Source organism: Arthrobacter sp. STN4 (assembly GCF_024539665.1).
Taxonomy (GTDB): Bacteria; Actinomycetota; Actinomycetes; order Actinomycetales; family Micrococcaceae; genus Specibacter.
Window position 1 is genome coordinate 42930 of record NZ_JAKZGX010000024.1, and the last position, 15403, is coordinate 58332.

19 protein-coding genes are annotated in these 15403 nt (G+C 67.5%); 6 read left to right on the forward strand and 13 right to left on the reverse strand.

The features are described from left to right. The first annotated feature begins 1 nt into the window (after position 1). Positions 2 to 1129 carry an Mrp/NBP35 family ATP-binding protein gene (locus MMF96_RS15230; protein WP_256884015.1) on the forward strand — a complete coding sequence of 376 codons (1128 nt, stop codon included), beginning with the start codon at positions 2 to 4 and terminating at the stop codon, positions 1127 to 1129. Between the two features lie 378 nt (positions 1130 to 1507). Here the strand turns inward: MMF96_RS15230 and MMF96_RS15235 are convergent, their stop codons facing one another. Together MMF96_RS15235 and sigE are read right to left on the reverse strand one after the other, a co-directional pair. Beyond that, a complete protein-coding gene (locus tag MMF96_RS15235) occupies positions 1508 to 1927 on the reverse strand; it encodes a twin-arginine translocase TatA/TatE family subunit (RefSeq protein ID WP_176617545.1) in 420 nt (139 codons plus the stop codon). An 89-nt stretch (positions 1928 to 2016) separates the two neighbouring features. Beyond that, complete coding sequence (gene sigE, locus MMF96_RS15240; RefSeq protein WP_176617544.1) at positions 2017 to 2637, reverse strand: RNA polymerase sigma factor SigE; 621 nt, start codon at positions 2635 to 2637, stop codon at positions 2017 to 2019. A 171-nt stretch (positions 2638 to 2808) separates the two neighbouring features. Here sigE and MMF96_RS15245 point away from each other — a divergent pair, with 171 nt between their 5' ends. After that, the gene (locus MMF96_RS15245) at positions 2809 to 3441 is read left to right on the forward strand and encodes an O-methyltransferase (protein ID WP_176617543.1); all 633 of its coding nucleotides are present in this window, start codon (positions 2809 to 2811) and stop codon (positions 3439 to 3441) included. Between the two features lie 82 nt (positions 3442 to 3523). Here MMF96_RS15245 and MMF96_RS15250 read toward each other — a convergent pair whose 3' ends face one another. The 5 genes from MMF96_RS15250 to MMF96_RS15270 all read right to left on the reverse strand — a co-directional run bounded on the left by MMF96_RS15250 (position 3524) and on the right by MMF96_RS15270 (position 6936). Then, the gene (locus MMF96_RS15250) at positions 3524 to 3691 is read right to left on the reverse strand and encodes a DUF3117 domain-containing protein (protein WP_082369385.1); all 168 of its coding nucleotides are present in this window, start codon (positions 3689 to 3691) and stop codon (positions 3524 to 3526) included. A 155-nt stretch (positions 3692 to 3846) separates the two neighbouring features. Then, on the reverse strand, positions 3847 to 5103 hold the full coding sequence (locus MMF96_RS15255) for a hypothetical protein (RefSeq protein WP_256884016.1): 1257 nt from the start codon (positions 5101 to 5103) through the stop codon (positions 3847 to 3849). Next, complete coding sequence (locus MMF96_RS15260) at positions 5100 to 5684, reverse strand: DNA-3-methyladenine glycosylase I (RefSeq protein ID WP_256884017.1); 585 nt, start codon at positions 5682 to 5684, stop codon at positions 5100 to 5102. Before MMF96_RS15260 ends, MMF96_RS15255 begins: the two co-directional genes overlap by 4 nt. Positions 5685 to 5686: 2 nt before the next feature. Continuing rightward, positions 5687 to 6106 carry a DivIVA domain-containing protein gene (locus MMF96_RS15265; RefSeq protein ID WP_176617541.1) on the reverse strand — a complete coding sequence of 140 codons (420 nt, stop codon included), beginning with the start codon at positions 6104 to 6106 and terminating at the stop codon, positions 5687 to 5689. 59 nt (positions 6107 to 6165) lie between these two features. Then, positions 6166 to 6936, reverse strand: coding sequence for a TIGR00730 family Rossman fold protein (locus tag MMF96_RS15270; protein WP_176617540.1), 771 nt, complete (start codon positions 6934 to 6936; stop codon positions 6166 to 6168). Positions 6937 to 7067: 131 nt separating this feature from the next. On the opposite strand from MMF96_RS15270, the gene MMF96_RS15275 reads away from it, so the two are divergent. The 4 genes from MMF96_RS15275 (at position 7068) to MMF96_RS15290 (ending at position 10406) form a co-directional block, all read left to right on the forward strand. Further along, complete coding sequence (locus MMF96_RS15275) at positions 7068 to 7826, forward strand: amino acid ABC transporter ATP-binding protein (protein ID WP_176617539.1); 759 nt, start codon at positions 7068 to 7070, stop codon at positions 7824 to 7826. Positions 7827 to 7909: 83 nt separating this feature from the next. Further along, complete coding sequence (locus MMF96_RS15280) at positions 7910 to 8809, forward strand: glutamate ABC transporter substrate-binding protein (protein WP_176617538.1); 900 nt, start codon at positions 7910 to 7912, stop codon at positions 8807 to 8809. A gap of 107 nt (positions 8810 to 8916) precedes the next feature. Further along, complete coding sequence (locus MMF96_RS15285; RefSeq protein ID WP_176617537.1) at positions 8917 to 9567, forward strand: amino acid ABC transporter permease; 651 nt, start codon at positions 8917 to 8919, stop codon at positions 9565 to 9567. Then, entirely contained in the window at positions 9564 to 10406 is an 843-nt protein-coding gene (locus tag MMF96_RS15290; RefSeq protein WP_176617536.1) for an amino acid ABC transporter permease, read from the forward strand. The genes MMF96_RS15285 and MMF96_RS15290 overlap by 4 nt, the downstream gene beginning before the upstream one ends. Positions 10407 to 10518: 112 nt before the next feature. Here MMF96_RS15290 and dapE read toward each other — a convergent pair whose 3' ends face one another. The 6 genes from dapE to MMF96_RS15320 all read right to left on the reverse strand — a co-directional run bounded on the left by dapE (position 10519) and on the right by MMF96_RS15320 (position 15103). Continuing rightward, positions 10519 to 11607: a succinyl-diaminopimelate desuccinylase gene (dapE, locus tag MMF96_RS15295; protein WP_256884023.1), complete on the reverse strand. Its 1089-nt coding sequence runs from the start codon at positions 11605 to 11607 to the stop codon at positions 10519 to 10521. 147 nt (positions 11608 to 11754) lie between these two features. Beyond that, positions 11755 to 12228, reverse strand: coding sequence for a hypothetical protein (locus MMF96_RS15300; RefSeq protein ID WP_256884018.1), 474 nt, complete (start codon positions 12226 to 12228; stop codon positions 11755 to 11757). Positions 12229 to 12368: 140 nt separating this feature from the next. Further along, positions 12369 to 12974 (reverse strand): hypothetical protein, encoded by a 606-nt coding sequence (locus MMF96_RS15305; protein WP_256884019.1) that lies wholly within the window; start codon positions 12972 to 12974, stop codon positions 12369 to 12371. Between the two features lie 67 nt (positions 12975 to 13041). Next, positions 13042 to 13461, reverse strand: coding sequence for a hypothetical protein (locus MMF96_RS15310; RefSeq protein WP_218063192.1), 420 nt, complete (start codon positions 13459 to 13461; stop codon positions 13042 to 13044). Positions 13462 to 13550: 89 nt separating this feature from the next. Next, entirely contained in the window at positions 13551 to 14291 is a 741-nt protein-coding gene (locus MMF96_RS15315) for a sortase domain-bontaining protein (protein WP_256884020.1), read from the reverse strand. 17 nt (positions 14292 to 14308) lie between these two features. Further along, the gene (locus MMF96_RS15320; protein ID WP_176617532.1) at positions 14309 to 15103 is read right to left on the reverse strand and encodes an LPXTG cell wall anchor domain-containing protein; all 795 of its coding nucleotides are present in this window, start codon (positions 15101 to 15103) and stop codon (positions 14309 to 14311) included. Positions 15104 to 15403 lie beyond the last annotated feature (300 nt).

Below are 15403 nucleotides of genomic sequence, written 5' to 3' on the forward strand. Positions count from 1 at the left end.
CATGTCCGCCCCGTCCCCCGAATCCCTCCAGGCCGCCCTCGCCACGGTCATCGACCCCGAGCTGCGCCGGCCCATCACGGAGCTGGGCATGGTCGAATCGGTGGCGGCGGACGACGGCGGCCGGGTACGCGCCGTCGTCCGGCTCACCGTTGCGGGGTGCCCGCTGCGCGGGACCATCACCCGGGACGCGGCCGCCGCCTTGATGGCGGTGGACGGCGTCACGGACGTGGACGTGGACCTGACGGTCATGACGGCCGAACAGCGTGCCGGGCTGAAGGAAATGCTCCAGGGCACCAACCCCAAGCGCGGCATCCCGTTCAACGAGGAGTCGTCGCTGACGCGGGTCTATGCCGTGGCCAGCGGCAAGGGCGGAGTCGGCAAGTCCTCGGTGACGGTCAACCTGGCCTGCGCCCTGGCCGCCAAGGGGCTGCGCGTGGGCATCGTGGATGCGGACATTTACGGCTTTTCCGTGCCGGCGCTCATGGGCATCACGCAGGCACCCACGCGGGTGGACGAAATGATCCTGCCTCCCGTCGCGCACGACGTCAAGGTCATTTCCATCGGCATGTTCGTCACCGGCAACCAGCCCGTCGCCTGGCGCGGGCCCATGCTGCACCGGGCGCTGGAGCAGTTCCTGACCGACGTTTATTTTGGTGACCTCGACGTCCTGTTCCTTGACCTGCCGCCCGGCACCGGGGACGTGGCAATCTCCGTGGCACAACTGCTGCCCAGGGCGGAGATCCTGGTGGTGACGACCCCGCAGGCAGCCGCCGCGGACGTCGCCGAGCGGGCCGGGGCGATCGCCGTGCAGACAGGCCAAAAAGTGGCCGGCGTGGTTGAGAACATGTCATTTTTGACACTCCCCGACGGCAGCACCATGGAACTGTTCGGCTCCGGCGGCGGCGAGGTGCTGGCCACGCGGCTCAGCCAGACCGTCAACGCCACGGTGGAGCTGCTGGGCCAGATTCCGCTGGATGTTGCGCTGCGGGAAGGCGGGGACATCGGCGCGCCGATCGTGCTGGCCAACCCGGAATCACCGTCCGCCGCGGCACTGCTGGACATTGCCGGCAAACTGGCCGTCCGACCCCGCGGCCTGTCCGGCCTGCACCTGGGCGTCACCCCGCGCTAACCCCAACCCCCGGTTGCAACCGGGGGTGTTTTCCCCGGCCCTCCAGCAGTTCCGTTTCCATGCCCCAGCCTGCGACGGGACGCCCCGGAAACGATTGCGCCACATGGCCGGTTCAGCGCTCCAGCCCCTGCGCTCCCTCAGCTTCCATCAGGAACTACGCCGGCGCTCGACCGCCAATGCCCCCGCCACAGGGGAATCAAACAGGTCCGCCACGGCACCACGTCGGGAGCGCTGTCCGGCAGGTGGCAGGTGAAACACCACCTCACGCAGCACGGCCCACGAAATGCCCCACGGGTGCGGGAGCGTTGGAAAAAAGACCCCCGATCGTGCGGGAGGGCCGGGGAAAAGACCCCCGGTTGCAACCGAGCGTCGGTGGGGTCAGGTGGCTTCCAGGTCGAAGGGGGCCCGCTGGCCTTCGGCCAGGCGCTCCACCACCCGGGCGGGCGCCGATGCTTCCACGGGCTTTTCGTCGCTGTCCTTGCCCATCATCGAGGCAATGGCGGCACCGGGGGCCGCCTTGAATGAATTGAAGGCATCAATGTCGTCGTCGTCCAGGAGCGCCTCGCGGATGATGCGCCGGGGATCGTACTGGCGGGGATCCAGCTTCTTCCAGTCAATCTCGTCGATGTCCAGCCCGGACTCTTCCTTGATGGTTTCACGCGCGCCGGAAGCCATCCTGCGGACCTCGCGGATGAGGTTCTTCAGTTTCTCCACATACCCGGGAAGACGCTTAGGCCCGATCACTAGGACTGCCACAATGACAATCAGGAGCAGCTCGGGGGTATTGATACCAAACACGTTAGGAAGATTACCCTCTCCGGACTAAAAGCAACGATTCCGAACACCCCGTGGCCCGGGCGCCGTTCGGCCTGCGCCCGGGACGGCGCCTAGTGGACACCGGCGATCCGGGGCAGCTTCAGCAGCGGCTTCTTCGGCTGCCGGACATCCCGCCCCCGTCCCGGCGCCAAATCCGCCAGCGACTCGCGCAGCATGGCCCGCCCCCGGTGGATGCGGGAACGGACGGTGCCCAGCTTGATGTCCAGGGCGTGGGCCACCTCGTCGTAGGAGAGGCCTTCCATGTCGCACAGCACGACGGCGGCGCGGAAGTCCGGCGGCAGCGCCTCCAGCGCGGCGGCGATGTCCACGTCGAGGTTGTTGAATTCAAAGGTGCGTTCGGGCCCCGGGTCGGAGCCGGCCAACCGCGACTCGGCATCGTCGGCCAGGGGGTCGAAGCGGATCCGCTGCTTGCGGCGCGCCTGGTCCAGGAACAGGTTGGTGGTGATGCGGTGCAGCCAGCCGTCCAGGGTGCCGGGCTTGAACTTTGACAGTGAACGGAACGCCCGGACAAACACCTCCTGGGTGAGGTCCTCGGCGTCGAACTTGTTGCCGGTCAGGCGGTAGGCGAGGCGGAACACCTTGGCCGAGTGGTTGGTGACCACTTCGTCCCACGACGGTGGGGTCCACTGCGGGTCGGCAGCAGAAACGGCGGGGCTGGGGGCGGAACCCATGTCTGCACCTCTATCCTTGCGGCTTGTGTAAACCTCCCCGGCGAATTGCCACCGGGTTACCATATTGTGCCAAAAGAATCTGGCTATTTGCTGTGCAAAAGGGAAATTCAGCCCACGGCGCAGGCAGTAGGCTAGAGGAATCCACCGCAACAGTTTAGGAAAACAGCACCCATGAGCGCCGACAAGTCCACCAGTTGGTCCTACGCGGAGGGCCTCCCCGTGGAAGACGACGTCCTGCGCCGCGCCCGCGAACGCTCGCATGAGCTGGGCTTGTTTCCCGTCACCCACGGCGTGGCAGCGGCACTGACGGTCCTGGCCGCGACGTCCAAGGCGCAGACGGCCGTGGAGGTCGGCACGGGCGCCGGGGTTTCGGGCGTCTCACTGCTGCGCGGGCTGGGGCCCCGTGCCGTGCTGACCACGATCGACCCCGACGTCGACCACCTCAAGGCCGCCCGCGAGGCGTTCATCGAATCCGGCTCCCCCGCCAACCGGACGCGCACCATCTCGGGCCGCGGCCAGGATGTGCTGCCCCGGCTGACCGACGCCGCGTACGACCTGGTCTTCATCGACGCCGACAAGCCCAGCTTCCCCAACTACGTCGAGCAGGCCATCCGGCTGCTGAAGTCCGGCGGGCTGCTGGTGGTCAACGACGCCCTGGACAAGGACCGCGTCTCCGACCCCGCCATCCGCGAAAGCAACACCGTGGTGCTGCGCAAGGTCGGCAAGATGGTCCGCGAGCACGACGGGCTGGTCTCGGCAATGTTGCCCACCGGCGACGGGCTGCTGCTCGCCGTCAAACGCTAGGGACCCGGGACCGGCGCCCCCATTAAACGCCAAGCGGGGCAGCTTGGCCGCCCCGCAGGTAAATCGTTGGTGGTTGACACCGTTATTCGGTCACGCCCACCAGGCACTCCTTGAGGCTGCTGGCCTCGTCTGCGTTCATTTCCACCACAAGGCGTCCGCCGCCTTCCAGCGGGAGCCGCAGGATCAGGCTTCGCCCTTCCTTGGTCACTTCCATCGGACCGTCGCCGGTTCTGGGTTTCATGGCCGCCATCAGGACTTCCCCTTTTCATAGTTCGAACCCACAGGCCTGCGGGGCATTCCCCACATGCAGGTTCGTGTTGTATCGCTCACAACCCATTATTCCGTATTTCCGGTGCCGGGTCCTAATCGGCGGTCCCCCGGGCGGCGCGCAAAAGCCATGGTTCGTCACGGCGGCCAGGCCTGCCCGTTGCTGACGGCCGAATACTGCCACAGCCACACAACCCACACAAGTTGCAGCGCCGTGAACATCACCACCACGGCCCAGCGGTACGCCCTGGCGCGGGAAATGAACGCGGCGGCGAGCGCCAGGGGGAACAGCGGAAGCATCATCCGGAACGAGCTGGACTGCGGGTCCAGGACGGCCAGCAGATAGGCCAGGTACACGGCACACCACACACGCAGCTCGGTGCCGAGGCGCCGCACGGCCTGCGAGTTAAGGTACAGGGCGGCCAGCGCCACGAAAAGGACCGGCAGCAGCGGACCCCAGAACGGGCCCGCCAGCTGGACACCTGCGTCGAACCAGGGCTTGAACAGCACCAGGTGGGTGCCACGCCACGCCGTTTCGGTGTCCGTGTAGGCGCTGGGCTCCCCCGTTGCCCACCACGCGGCCAGCATCCAGGCGAAAGCCATGAACGTGCTGACCGCCAGCAGCACCACGCCGGCGGCCGCTTCGCGCGGCGGGAACGGGTCCCGGCGCCGCCGCACCCAGCGCAGGGCCAGGTGGGCACCGACGACGGCGGCAAACGGCACCCCTGCCGGCCGCGCCAGGCACAGCAGCACCACCACGGGCACGGCCGCACGGTAGCGGCGACCGGTGAGCATCAGAAGTGCGGCGGCGAGCAGGAAGGTGCCCAGCGACTCCGCATAGGCCACCTGCAGAACAGGCGACGCCGGGAACACGGCAAAGAACCCCACGCCCCACAGGGACGTGGCCGGCGCGGCAACGCGGCGGAACAGCCGGTAGATGACCAGGGCCGCGGCGAACCCGGCGGCGGTGGCCACCAGCGGGCCCGCCACCGCCCACGGCAGCGCGGTCACGGCATTGAGCCCGCGCACCAGCAGGGGGAACAGGGGGTAGAAGGCCCATTGGTTGGGCTGGGCCGTGCCGTCCGGGTTGCGCGGGATGCCGGACGGGTACCCGCCGTCGAAGATGCGCTCGTACCAGCCGGCGTCCCAGCGGTCGATGAAGGTGAGGTAGTCCGGACGGGCACCGGACCAGGGCGATTCCGCGGCGTGGTATCCGGCCCCGGCCAGGATGCCGAAGGAGACCAGCCTGGCTGCGCCGTACAGCAGGGAAACCTTCACCCACCACGGCGCCCGGCGCAGGGGTGCCAGCCACCGGCGCAGCGCGGCGTGGATCAGCCCGTTGACCGTGGAACCGCCCCGCCCCTGCACCAGCGCCCGGCCGGCACCTGCCGTCACGGCCGCGTCAGGGCTTCGGCCACCCAACAGCCGGGCTGGTGGTCGTTGGCCAGGCCCACGGCCTGCATCATGGCGTAGGCGGTGGTGGGCCCCACGAAGGCAAAGCCCAATTTTTTCAGGGCCTTGGCCAGCGCCGCCGATTCGGCCGTTTTCGCCGGAACCGGCCCGCCCGCCGGCCGCGGGGCCGGGGCGTGCGCCTGCAGCAGCGAGCCGAGGGTGGTGCCGTCCGGCAGCGCCAAAATGGCCTGCGCGTTGCCGATGGTGGCCTTGATCTTCATCAGGTTGCGCACAATGCCCGCGTCGGCCATGAGCCGCTCGATGTCCGCCGGCCCGAACCCCGCCACGGCCGCCGGTTCAAAGTTGGCAAAGGCTGCCCGGAAGGCGCCACGCTTGCGCAGGATGGTGATCCAGCTCAGGCCCGACTGGAAGGCCTCCAGGCTGAGCCGTTCAAAAAGCTCGCGCTCCCCGGCGACCGGCCGGCCCCACTCCTCGTCGTGGTAGCGCTGGTACAGCTCGTCGGATTCGATGCCGGCCCAGGCGCACCGCGCCTTCCCGTCCGTCCCCACCACCACGTTGGCCATGCTCAGGATTCCTTCCCAGGCTCGACGCCGGACGCGTCCCCCGGGGCGGCCCGGCCGCCGTCGGCGGGTGCCCCGGAAGGGGCATCGGCGGGGTTCCCGCCGTCGGCGGCGTCGTGCTGTACGGCGGGCACGGCCGCCTCCAGCTCGGCGATCCGCGCGTCCCTTGCGGCCAGTTCGTCCCGCAGCCGGTCCAGGACCTCGTCCACCTGGTCCATGCGGTAGCCGCGCAGGCCAAGGCCAAAGCGGACGTGGTCCACGTCGGCGGGGGCCGGGACGGCGGGCAGCAGCACCGGCGGCAGGCCGGACACGGGCGCTTCCAGCCCGTCCGCGTAAATGTCACCGGCCGGCCGCTTGAGCCCCACCACATACACGGCCACCGCTGCGGCGAGCATGACGGCGAGGAAGATCAGGAAATAGCTCACCCCTCCATGGTGCCAGATCAGCAGTGCCAGATCAGCAGTGCCGGGACAGCAGTGCCGGCTCAGCCCGCGGCGACCTTCGTGCCGGCGTCGCCGGCCATGACCAGGGCCACGGCCTGCTCGGGGGTGTCGGCCAGCTGGATGATGTCCATGTCGCCCGGGGAAACCAGGCCCTCGGCCACCATGGTGTCGCGGATCCAGTCCAGCAGCGGCGACCAGAAGGCCGTGTCCACCAGGACGATCGGAAACTGGGTGACCTTGTTGGTCTGCACCAGGACCATGGCTTCAAAGAGCTCATCCAGGGTGCCCAGGCCGCCGGGCAGGACCACGAACCCCTGCGCGTACTTGACGAACATGGTCTTGCGGGCGAAAAAGTAGCGGAAGTCCACGCCCAGCCCCACCCACTGGTTCATCCCCTGCTCGAAGGGCAGCTCGATCCCCAGCCCGATGGACAGCCCGCCGGCCTCGCTGGCACCGCGGTTGGCCGCCTCCATGGAGCCGGGTCCGCCGCCGGTGATCACGGCAACGCCGGCTTCCACCAGGAGACGGCCCACTTCCACGCCGGTCTGGTAGTGGCGGTGGTCGGGCTTGGTGCGGGCGGAGCCAAACACGCTGATGGCCGGTCCGATGTCCGCCAGGGAGTCGAAGCCCTGGACGAATTCGCTTTGGATCCGCATGACCCGCCACGGGTCGGTGTGCGTGAAGTCGCCGCTTGGCGGGGTGGCCAGCAGCCTCGAATCCGCCGTGGACCCTGCGGGCGCGCCTTTCGTCCAGGCGCCGAAGCGCTTCTTCAGGGGACGGGAGGGCCTGCTGGATCCGGTGGGTGCACTCATGCCATAAGGCTACGTGAAACCGGCGCCCGCGCAGGCAGGAAAAATGTGAGGCAGGTATCAAACGCGTTACGATCAGCGCCGAACCGTGGAAAAGTTTTACCTGCGCGCGGAATCTTGGATAGATTCACTTCATGACTAATCCCGTACAGGCACCTGCCCTCGTGGAGCTTAAGGCCGTCAACAAGCACTACGGCCCGCTCCACGTCCTGCAGGACATCAACTTGCAGGTCACCAAGGGAGAGGTCGTGGTGGTCATTGGGCCTTCCGGCTCGGGAAAATCCACGCTCTGCCGCACCATCAACCGCCTCGAGACCATCGACGACGGTTCCATCACCATTGAAGGTGAGGAACTGCCGAAGGAGGGCAAGGCCTTGGCCGCGTTGCGCGCCGACGTCGGCATGGTCTTCCAGTCCTTCAACCTGTTTGCGCACAAGACGATCCTGGAAAACGTGACCCTGGGCCCCATCAAGGTCAAGGGCGTTTCCAAGGCCGACGCCGAGAAGCAGGCCCTTGCGCTGTTGGAGCGCGTTGGCGTGGGCCACCAGGCGGCCAAGCTGCCCGCCCAGCTTTCCGGCGGGCAGCAGCAGCGCGTGGCCATTGCGCGTGCCTTGGCCATGAAGCCCAAGGTGATGCTCTTTGACGAGCCCACCAGCGCCCTGGACCCGGAAATGATCAACGAGGTCCTGGACGTCATGGTGGAACTGGCCCGGGAAGGCATGACCATGGTGGTGGTCACCCACGAGATGGGGTTTGCGCGCAAGGCCGCGGACCGGGTCGTGTTCATGGCCGACGGCCAAATCGTGGAGGAAGCGACACCCGACGAATTCTTCACCAACCCGCAGAGCTCCCGTGCCAAGGACTTCCTCTCCAAGATCCTGACCAACGGCTGAGCCCCCTCCCCCTTGGGTAGTTCCACCACACTCAATATTCCACTCGCACCAGCGGCCCGACGGCCGTTTATGAAAGGAACCCCATGAAGAACTTCTTCATTCGAAAAAGCCTCAGCGTTGCGGCGATTGCCGCAGCTGCGGCCCTGGCCCTCTCCGCCTGTGGCGGCGGCGGCGCCGGCGGCAGCAGCAGTGACGCCGCAGCCGGCCCCAACTTTGACGTCGCCAAGACCGTCGCCCTGACCGGCAGCCCCACGTATGACAAGATCAAGTCTGCCGGCAGCATCCGCATCGGCGTCAAGGAAGACCAGCCGGGCCTGGGCTACCTGGATGCCGCAACGGGCGAGCGCAGCGGCTTCGACATTGAGATTGCCACCTGGATGGCGGCCTCGCTCGGCATCCCCAAGGACAAGATCCAGTTCAAGGCCATTCCCTCCGCCAACCGTGAGTCGGCCCTGGCCAACGGCGACGTGGACCTCTACGTGGGCACCTACTCCATCACGGACAAGCGCAAGAAGCTGGTCGACTTTGCCGGCCCCTACTTCATCACGGGCCAGGGCCTGCTGGTGACGAAGGACAACACGTCCATCAAGAGCGAGAAGGACCTGGACGGGAAGAAGGTGTGCTCCGCCACCGGTTCCACGCCCATCCAGAACATCCGCCAGAACTTCCCCAAGGCCATCCCGGTGGAGTTTGACATCTATTCCAAGTGTGTCGATGCGCTCAAGAGCGGCAGCGTTGACGCCGTCACCACGGACCAGGCGATCCTGCTCGGCTTTGCCTCATCACAGGACGGCCTGAAAGTCGTGGGCAAGCCCTTCACGGTTGAGAAGTACGGCGTCGGCCTGCCGCTGGGCGACACCGCGATGCGCACCTTCCTGGACAAGACGCTGACCGACGGCGGCGCGACGTGGACGAAGATCTACGACGACACCCTGGGCAAGTCCGGCACCAAGGTTGAGCAGCCGAAGGTTGAGCAGTCCTAACCGTCCTTGTCCCGGTGGCGGCGCCCCGGCAGGGCCTTGACGGCCGTGCCGGGGAGCCGCCACCGTCCCTTTTCCTTTCGACAATTCACTGAAAGCGATCCCGCACCGTGAATGTAATTATTGACAACAGCGACCTCTTCCTGACGGGGTTCAAGAACACCGGGATCCTCTTTGCCATCTCGGCGTTTTTTGCCCTGATCCTGGGCACCGTTGTGGCCGGCATGAGGGTTTCCCCCGCGCCTGCGATGCGCGCTGCCGGCACGTTTTACGTCAACGTGGTCCGCAATACGCCGCTGACGCTGATCCTGGCCTTCTTTGCGCTCGGCTACCCGAAGCTGGACCTGCCGGAAATCAGCTTCATGAACGCCGCCATCATCGGCCTCTCCCTCTATACGGCAACATACGTGTCCGAGGCCATCCGCTCGGGCATCAACACCGTCTCGGTGGGCCAGTCCGAGGCGGCCCGCGCCATCGGCCTGCCGTTCATGCAGACCCTGACCCTGATCGTGCTGCCGCAGGCCTTCCGCTCGGTTGTCCCGCCCCTTTTCAGCGTGTTCATCGCCCTGCTGAAAAACACAACCGTGGCCGCCGGTTTTTCCGTGCTTGAGGCCGGCGCCATCCGCGCCTACCTCAGTGAACGCGGCGAGCCGCTGCTGCCGGGCCTGCTGTGGGTGGCCCTGATCTTTGTGGTGCTGGTGCTGGGCATCCTGACACCGCTGCAACGCTACCTCGAGAAGAAGTGGAGGGTGGCCCGATGAGTTCGGTGCTCTTTGACGTGCCCGGCCCCAAGGCCCGCACCCGCAATTCCTACCTCAACATCGCCACCGTCATCGTGGTGGTCGGCATCATTGCCTTCATCCTGTTCCGGTTCTACGAGTCCGGCCAGTTCACGGCCAAGAAGTGGGAAATCTTCACCTTCCCCCGGGTCCAGGAGCAATTCCTCAACGCCATCGGGGCAACCCTGGTTGCGTTTGCCTGGGCCGCGGTCGGCAGCCTGGTCCTGGGCATCGTGCTCGCCTTTGGCCGCCTGGCGGACTCCTCGTGGGTCCGGCTCCCGGCGTACTGGTTCACCGAGCTGTTCCGCGCCATACCCGTCCTGATCCTGATGATGATCATGTACTACGGCCTGCCGTCCGCCGGCGTCAAGGGCATCACGCCGTTCATCGCCGTCGTGGTGGGGCTGATCCTGTACAACGGCTCGGTCCTGGCCGAGGTGTTCCGCGCCGGCATCGAATCGCTGCCCAAGGGCCAGCGCGAGGCGGGGCTCGCCGTCGGCCTGTCCAAGGGACAGGTGCAGTGGATCATCCTGCTGCCGCAGGCTGTCCGTTCCATGCTGCCGGTGATCATCTCGCAGCTGGTGGTCATCCTCAAGGACACCGCGCTCGGCTTCCTGATCACGTACAACGAGGTCCTGTACTACGCGAACTTCCTGGGCTCCCAGGGCCAGTACGGCTCCCCCGTGGTCCCGGCGCTCATGGTCACGGCCGTCGTCTACGTGGGCCTGTGCCTGATCCTGTCCGGCATTGCCAAACTGGTCGAATCCAAGATGTCCTCACGCGTCAGGGTCGTCAAGACCAAGGTCGGCATGGCCGGCTGACACCCCGCTCCACGCCCCAAACCCCAAGTAGGTCGCAGTAGTTGCAGAATTCGGCACCGGGAAACCGGTTGCCACCGCAACAACTGCGACCTACTTTGTGCATGCCGGCCTTCTATCCCAGCCAGCGGGCGAGTGCGGCCAGGCAGGCGCGGATGTCGGCGGCGGCGACGTGTTCGTTGTCGCTGTGGGCCAGGAGTGGATCGCCCGGGCCAAAGTTGACGGCCGGGATGCCGATCTCGCCCAGCCGCGCCACATCGGTCCAGCCGTATTTGGGCAGCGGTTCGCGGCCCACGGCCGCCACAAACGACGCCGCCGCGGGCGCATTGAGCCCCGGCCGGGCGCCGGCGGAGGAGTCAGTGCGCACCAGCTCAAAGCCGGAGAGCAGCTCGCGCACGTGGGCCTCCGCCTCATCCGGGGTCTTGTCCGGGGCGAAGCGGTAGTTGATTTCGACCACGCAGGCATCCGGGATCACGTTGCCGGCCGTGCCGCCGTGGATCTTCACGGCGTTCATGGACTCCCGGTAGTCCAGTCCGTCCACGGTGACCGTGGCGGGCTCGTAGGCGGCCAGCCGGGACAGGATGGGCGCCGCTGCGTGGATGGCGTTCTCCCCCATCCAGGCCCGCGCCGAATGTGCGGCCAGCCCGTGCGTGGTGGCCTCGAAACGGATGGTGCCGTTGCAGCCGCCCTCCACCGTGCCGTTGGTGGGTTCCAGCAGGATGCCGAAGTCGGCGTCGAGCAGTTCGCGGTTCTCGCGGACCAGCCGTCCCAGCCCGCTCTTGGCCGCCGCCACTTCCTCGTGGTCGTAAAAGATGAAGGTGATGTCCTTGCTGGGTTCCCGCACGGCCGCCGCCAGGGCCAGCTGGACTGCAACGCCGCCCTTCATGTCCGTGGCGCCACGGCCGTACAACGCCTCCCCGTCCCAGGAACTGGGCACGGTGCCGCGCGAACCGGGCACGGTGGGCAACGGGACCGTGTCGATGTGCCCGGCCAGGATGACGCGCTCGGCACGCCCCAGCGACGTCCGGGCAACAACGGCGTCGCCGTTGCGGACCACCTCAAGGTGCGGCAGGGCGCGCAGGGCAGCCTCCACGGCATCCGCGAGCGCACCCTCATTGCCGGAGACGCTTTCAATGTCCATGACGGCGGCCGTCAGGGCGGCCACGTCGCCGGACAGGTCAAGGACAGGGTGGGCGTCGGCCACCTGCGCAGCGGCGGACAGCTCGGAAAGGGCGGGTTCGTCGTCGTAATTCACAGGCCCAGTTTAGCCGGGCCGCGGGAAGGCAAAAGTTTTCGCTCCGGCCGCCGCGGCCTAAGAAGCGGCGCCCGCCCCGGGCCCCTGAGCCATCGGTCAGGCCGCTGACCGGAGGCCGCGGTGATGCCGCTGGGCCGTGCCGGTGTGGGCACCCCGCCGACGACGCATGTTCCGGCACAGTGCGACGGCGGCCACGCACGCCACCAGCTCCGCGACGACGGAGACCACCCCGAGGGGTTCGAGCCAGTTGCCGACGTCGTCGCCGATGAGGGGCAGCCCTGCCGTACGTGAGATGACGTAGGCGGTGACGGCCAGGGCCTCCACCGCGGTGGTGAGGATGCAGGCCTCCGGGGTGCCACGGAAGGCAACGACGCCGGCCAGCGTAAAGCTGGCCGCCGCCAGCAACACGAAAAGGACGCCGATGTAGGGCGCTTCGTGAAGGTGGTCCGGTATGACGGGAATGTGGGCGGCGCCCACCACGACCAGTGCGGCCACGAGCACGGTCCGCAGCGGATTCCCGTGGGACGCGCCCGCCAGCCCCCGTTGGTTCACGGCGGACAAGGGATTCAAGTGTTCAGTCCTTGCTGACATGCGAAGCTCCGATCAGTAGTGGTGCAAGGTATTCAGTGCCACCGGCAGGGCGGGTGTGTCCCCCGGCCCCCGTTGGGGCCGATAACGGGAATGCGTTGCCCGCGCGGTGGCGGGGCCGGCTAGTGTTCGCTCCAGCAGGCCAGGATGGTGGTGGCCATCTGGTAGGCGAATCCTGCCCGTGTCACCTGGTTGGCGCCAACCGTGGCGGTCAATTTCGTGGCGTCCACGTCAAGGGTGAAGTTGTCCTTGGCGAAGACGACGGTGCCTGCCGCAGACTGGTAGCCGGGAAGCCCCAGGTTTGACAGGCCCTTGATGGGTGCGGCGTCCAGCGGGCCGGCCAGCGCCTTGGCGCCGGCAGCGGCCGCCGGGGCTGACGGGAACACCTGGACCGTCATGGCGAACTTTCCTTCCGGCAGTGCGTAGCTGCACGTGTACCTGCCGCCGTCCCATGTGTCGGTTGTCCGGGGCACGGCGGCAAGTCCCAGGATCTTGGTGACATTTGACCTGGCTTCCGTGGAGCACACCATGGCAGCGGCGCCCGGAGGCGTCCCGGCGGCCACAGCGGCGGCCGGCGTGGCGGAGCCCTGGTCCGGGTCCGGCCGGGAGGCAGGTCCCTGCGATGCCGCGGGTTTCAGGCCCACCGGTGCCGGCGTCCCGGCAGCGCAACCGCCCAGCAGGACGCTGCCCAGCGCCATCCCGGCAAGGAGCGCGATTCTTGTTTTCATGGTGGTTCCCTCCCGGGGTGGGGGCCTTGGTGTTGCGCGGCTGCGGCCCTTGGTGTTGCGTGGATGGTCAGCGGACGGTCAGCACGCCGCGCATGCTGCCGGCCTTGCCCCCGCAGTGGAACGGGTAGCTTCCGGGCCTCCCGGGCGCCTTGAAGCCCACCATGGCACCGGCAGGGACCGTGACGCTGAAGCTGTGGCCGTCGTCTGACGTGAAGGTATAGGCGGACGGGTCCATGTTCATGACGGTGACCATGGATCCTGGCAGGACCGGCGTCGCGTCCCGGAAGGCGCCGGAGTCAATGTGGATCATCCCGGCCATCGCATTTCCGGAGCCGTTCATGGCCGGGGCTGCGCCAACGGATACGGGTGCGGTGGCCGGTGGAACAACCCCGGGTCCGGTGCCGGTGGCCGCCGCCGTGCCGCAGCCGGCCAGGCCCAGCAGGGCTGCCAGGACACTGGCGGCGATGAGGTTTGTTTGCTTGCCCATGATTTTCCGATCCCCTGAATTGTTTTCCCGCCCGGCCGGGGCCGTGCGGATGGTGTGCCTTGCCGCTGCTGTCCCGTGCTGTGTGGCGGTTATGCCTTGTGGCTGGATACCAGGTGGCCGTAGACGACGGTGTTCTCGGTCCAAACACCTGTGGCGGCGTCGTAGCCGCCGCAGGTGATGAGCCGGATTTCGGCGCGGTTCGTGTTGCCGTAGACGGCCAGCGTGGGAAACGTGGCCTTCTTGACCTCCGCGAGCTTGTCGACCTGGAAAACAGCCACGGTGTGGTCCGCCCGGGTCACCGTGAACTGTTCCCCGTGTTTCATTTCGTGCAGCCGGAAGAACAGGCCCTGGGGTGACGCGAGGTTGTTGACGTGCCCCAGGATGACTGCCGGGCCGAGCTGGCCCGGCGTGGGCGAGTACTTGTACCAGCCCCCGGGATCGCCGGGTTGCCCGCCGGGAACGTCCATGCTCCCATCGGCCGCCTGCCCCAGCGGGACCAGCGCCGTGTGGATGTCCACCGCGGGCACGTCCAGGCGGACCGGAACGGACGCGTCCAGGAGGGGACCGGTGGTGGCCGGCTGCCTTGCGGCCGACGCCGTGGCGGACACGCCCGTGGCTGCCCGGGAAACGGCGGACGGCGCCGAATCCGGCGTCGGACCGGCTGTGGAAGGCGCCCACGACGGCGCCGACGCAACCATGGTGGCTGCCGGCGCCGCGGCCGGTGCCCCTTGCGGGGCGCAGGCCGCGGTGCCAAAAAGAAGGCCCGTGAGCAGGACCCCGGCCGCCGCGGAGGCAGTGCGGCGCCCGCGGCGGCTGGTGTGCTTGTTCATGGACAATCAGGCCCCCGTCAGTTCGACGCCGTCTTCTTGCGGCGCAGGGCAACAAACGCCCCTGCCGCCACGACCAGCGCGCCGGCCCCGGCCATCAAGCCAAGGTCCGGTGAGGTGCTTGCGCCGGTTTGGGCCGCGGTCTGCACCAGGCCCGTGCCGGGGGCCCCGCCGGGCATGGCGGCCATCTGGGATGCAACAACGGTGCCGCACAAGGCGGGGGACGTCGCGGCAAGCGGCAGGCTGGGAACCAGGTCGCTCTTTTCCTTTTGGGCCGCGGCCGGAAGCGTTGCCGGGTCCAGCCCGTGGACCACCACCACGCCTGTCCCTGCCTTGAGCGCGGCAATGGTGGCGGCATTCATGGTGAAGGTGCGCTGGTAGTTGTAGGAGGCGCCCATGCCGGCCACCTTCAGGTCCAGGGCGGCCTTGTCGCTGGTGTCGCCGCTGCTGGAGAGGGTGGTGCCGATCTTGCCGTAGGAGGCGCCGCCCTCGGTGGTGCTGATGACACCGTCCTTGTTGGTGTCTGCAGCGGCGGTGGGGCAGGTGCCCATCCCGTCGATGTGGATGTGCTGCACGTGCGGGTAGGGTGCGCCGTTGAACGTGGCGGCGAGCCCGCTGACATTCTCGGTGACGGTGGCCTGGTCCCCGGTCAGGGAGATCATGACGGTGCCACTGGCATGGCTGCCGTTGACGGCTCCGAGGTTGGCCTGGTAGGTGGTGGTGCCGCCGTCGGCGGCCATGGCCCCGGCACCGGACATTGTCAATGCTGCAAGGGCCAGTGCCGGTGCAACCAGGAAAGCGGATTTCTTATACATCGTAAAAGTTCTCCTCATCTCAGTGACGGCCCATCATCGGGACGTCTGCTGTGATTCGGAGCACACCGGAAGTTGGATTGGAATGATGGGAACTTTATTTCAGCCGCCCTGGCACTGACGGCGGCACGGTCCGCAAATGGGCGTCTGTAGGGGCCCGGGGAAATTCCTTTCCCCCTTTTCCAATCCGGTGGGGGTGGTGGTCCGAAGTACTGGTTGACAGTCCGTGGCGTTTCCGGGGTTTTTCGGTGGCGCTGCGGGAAGCATAAAGGGGAGGCCGATGGCTTTCCAGGGCAGGGAGAT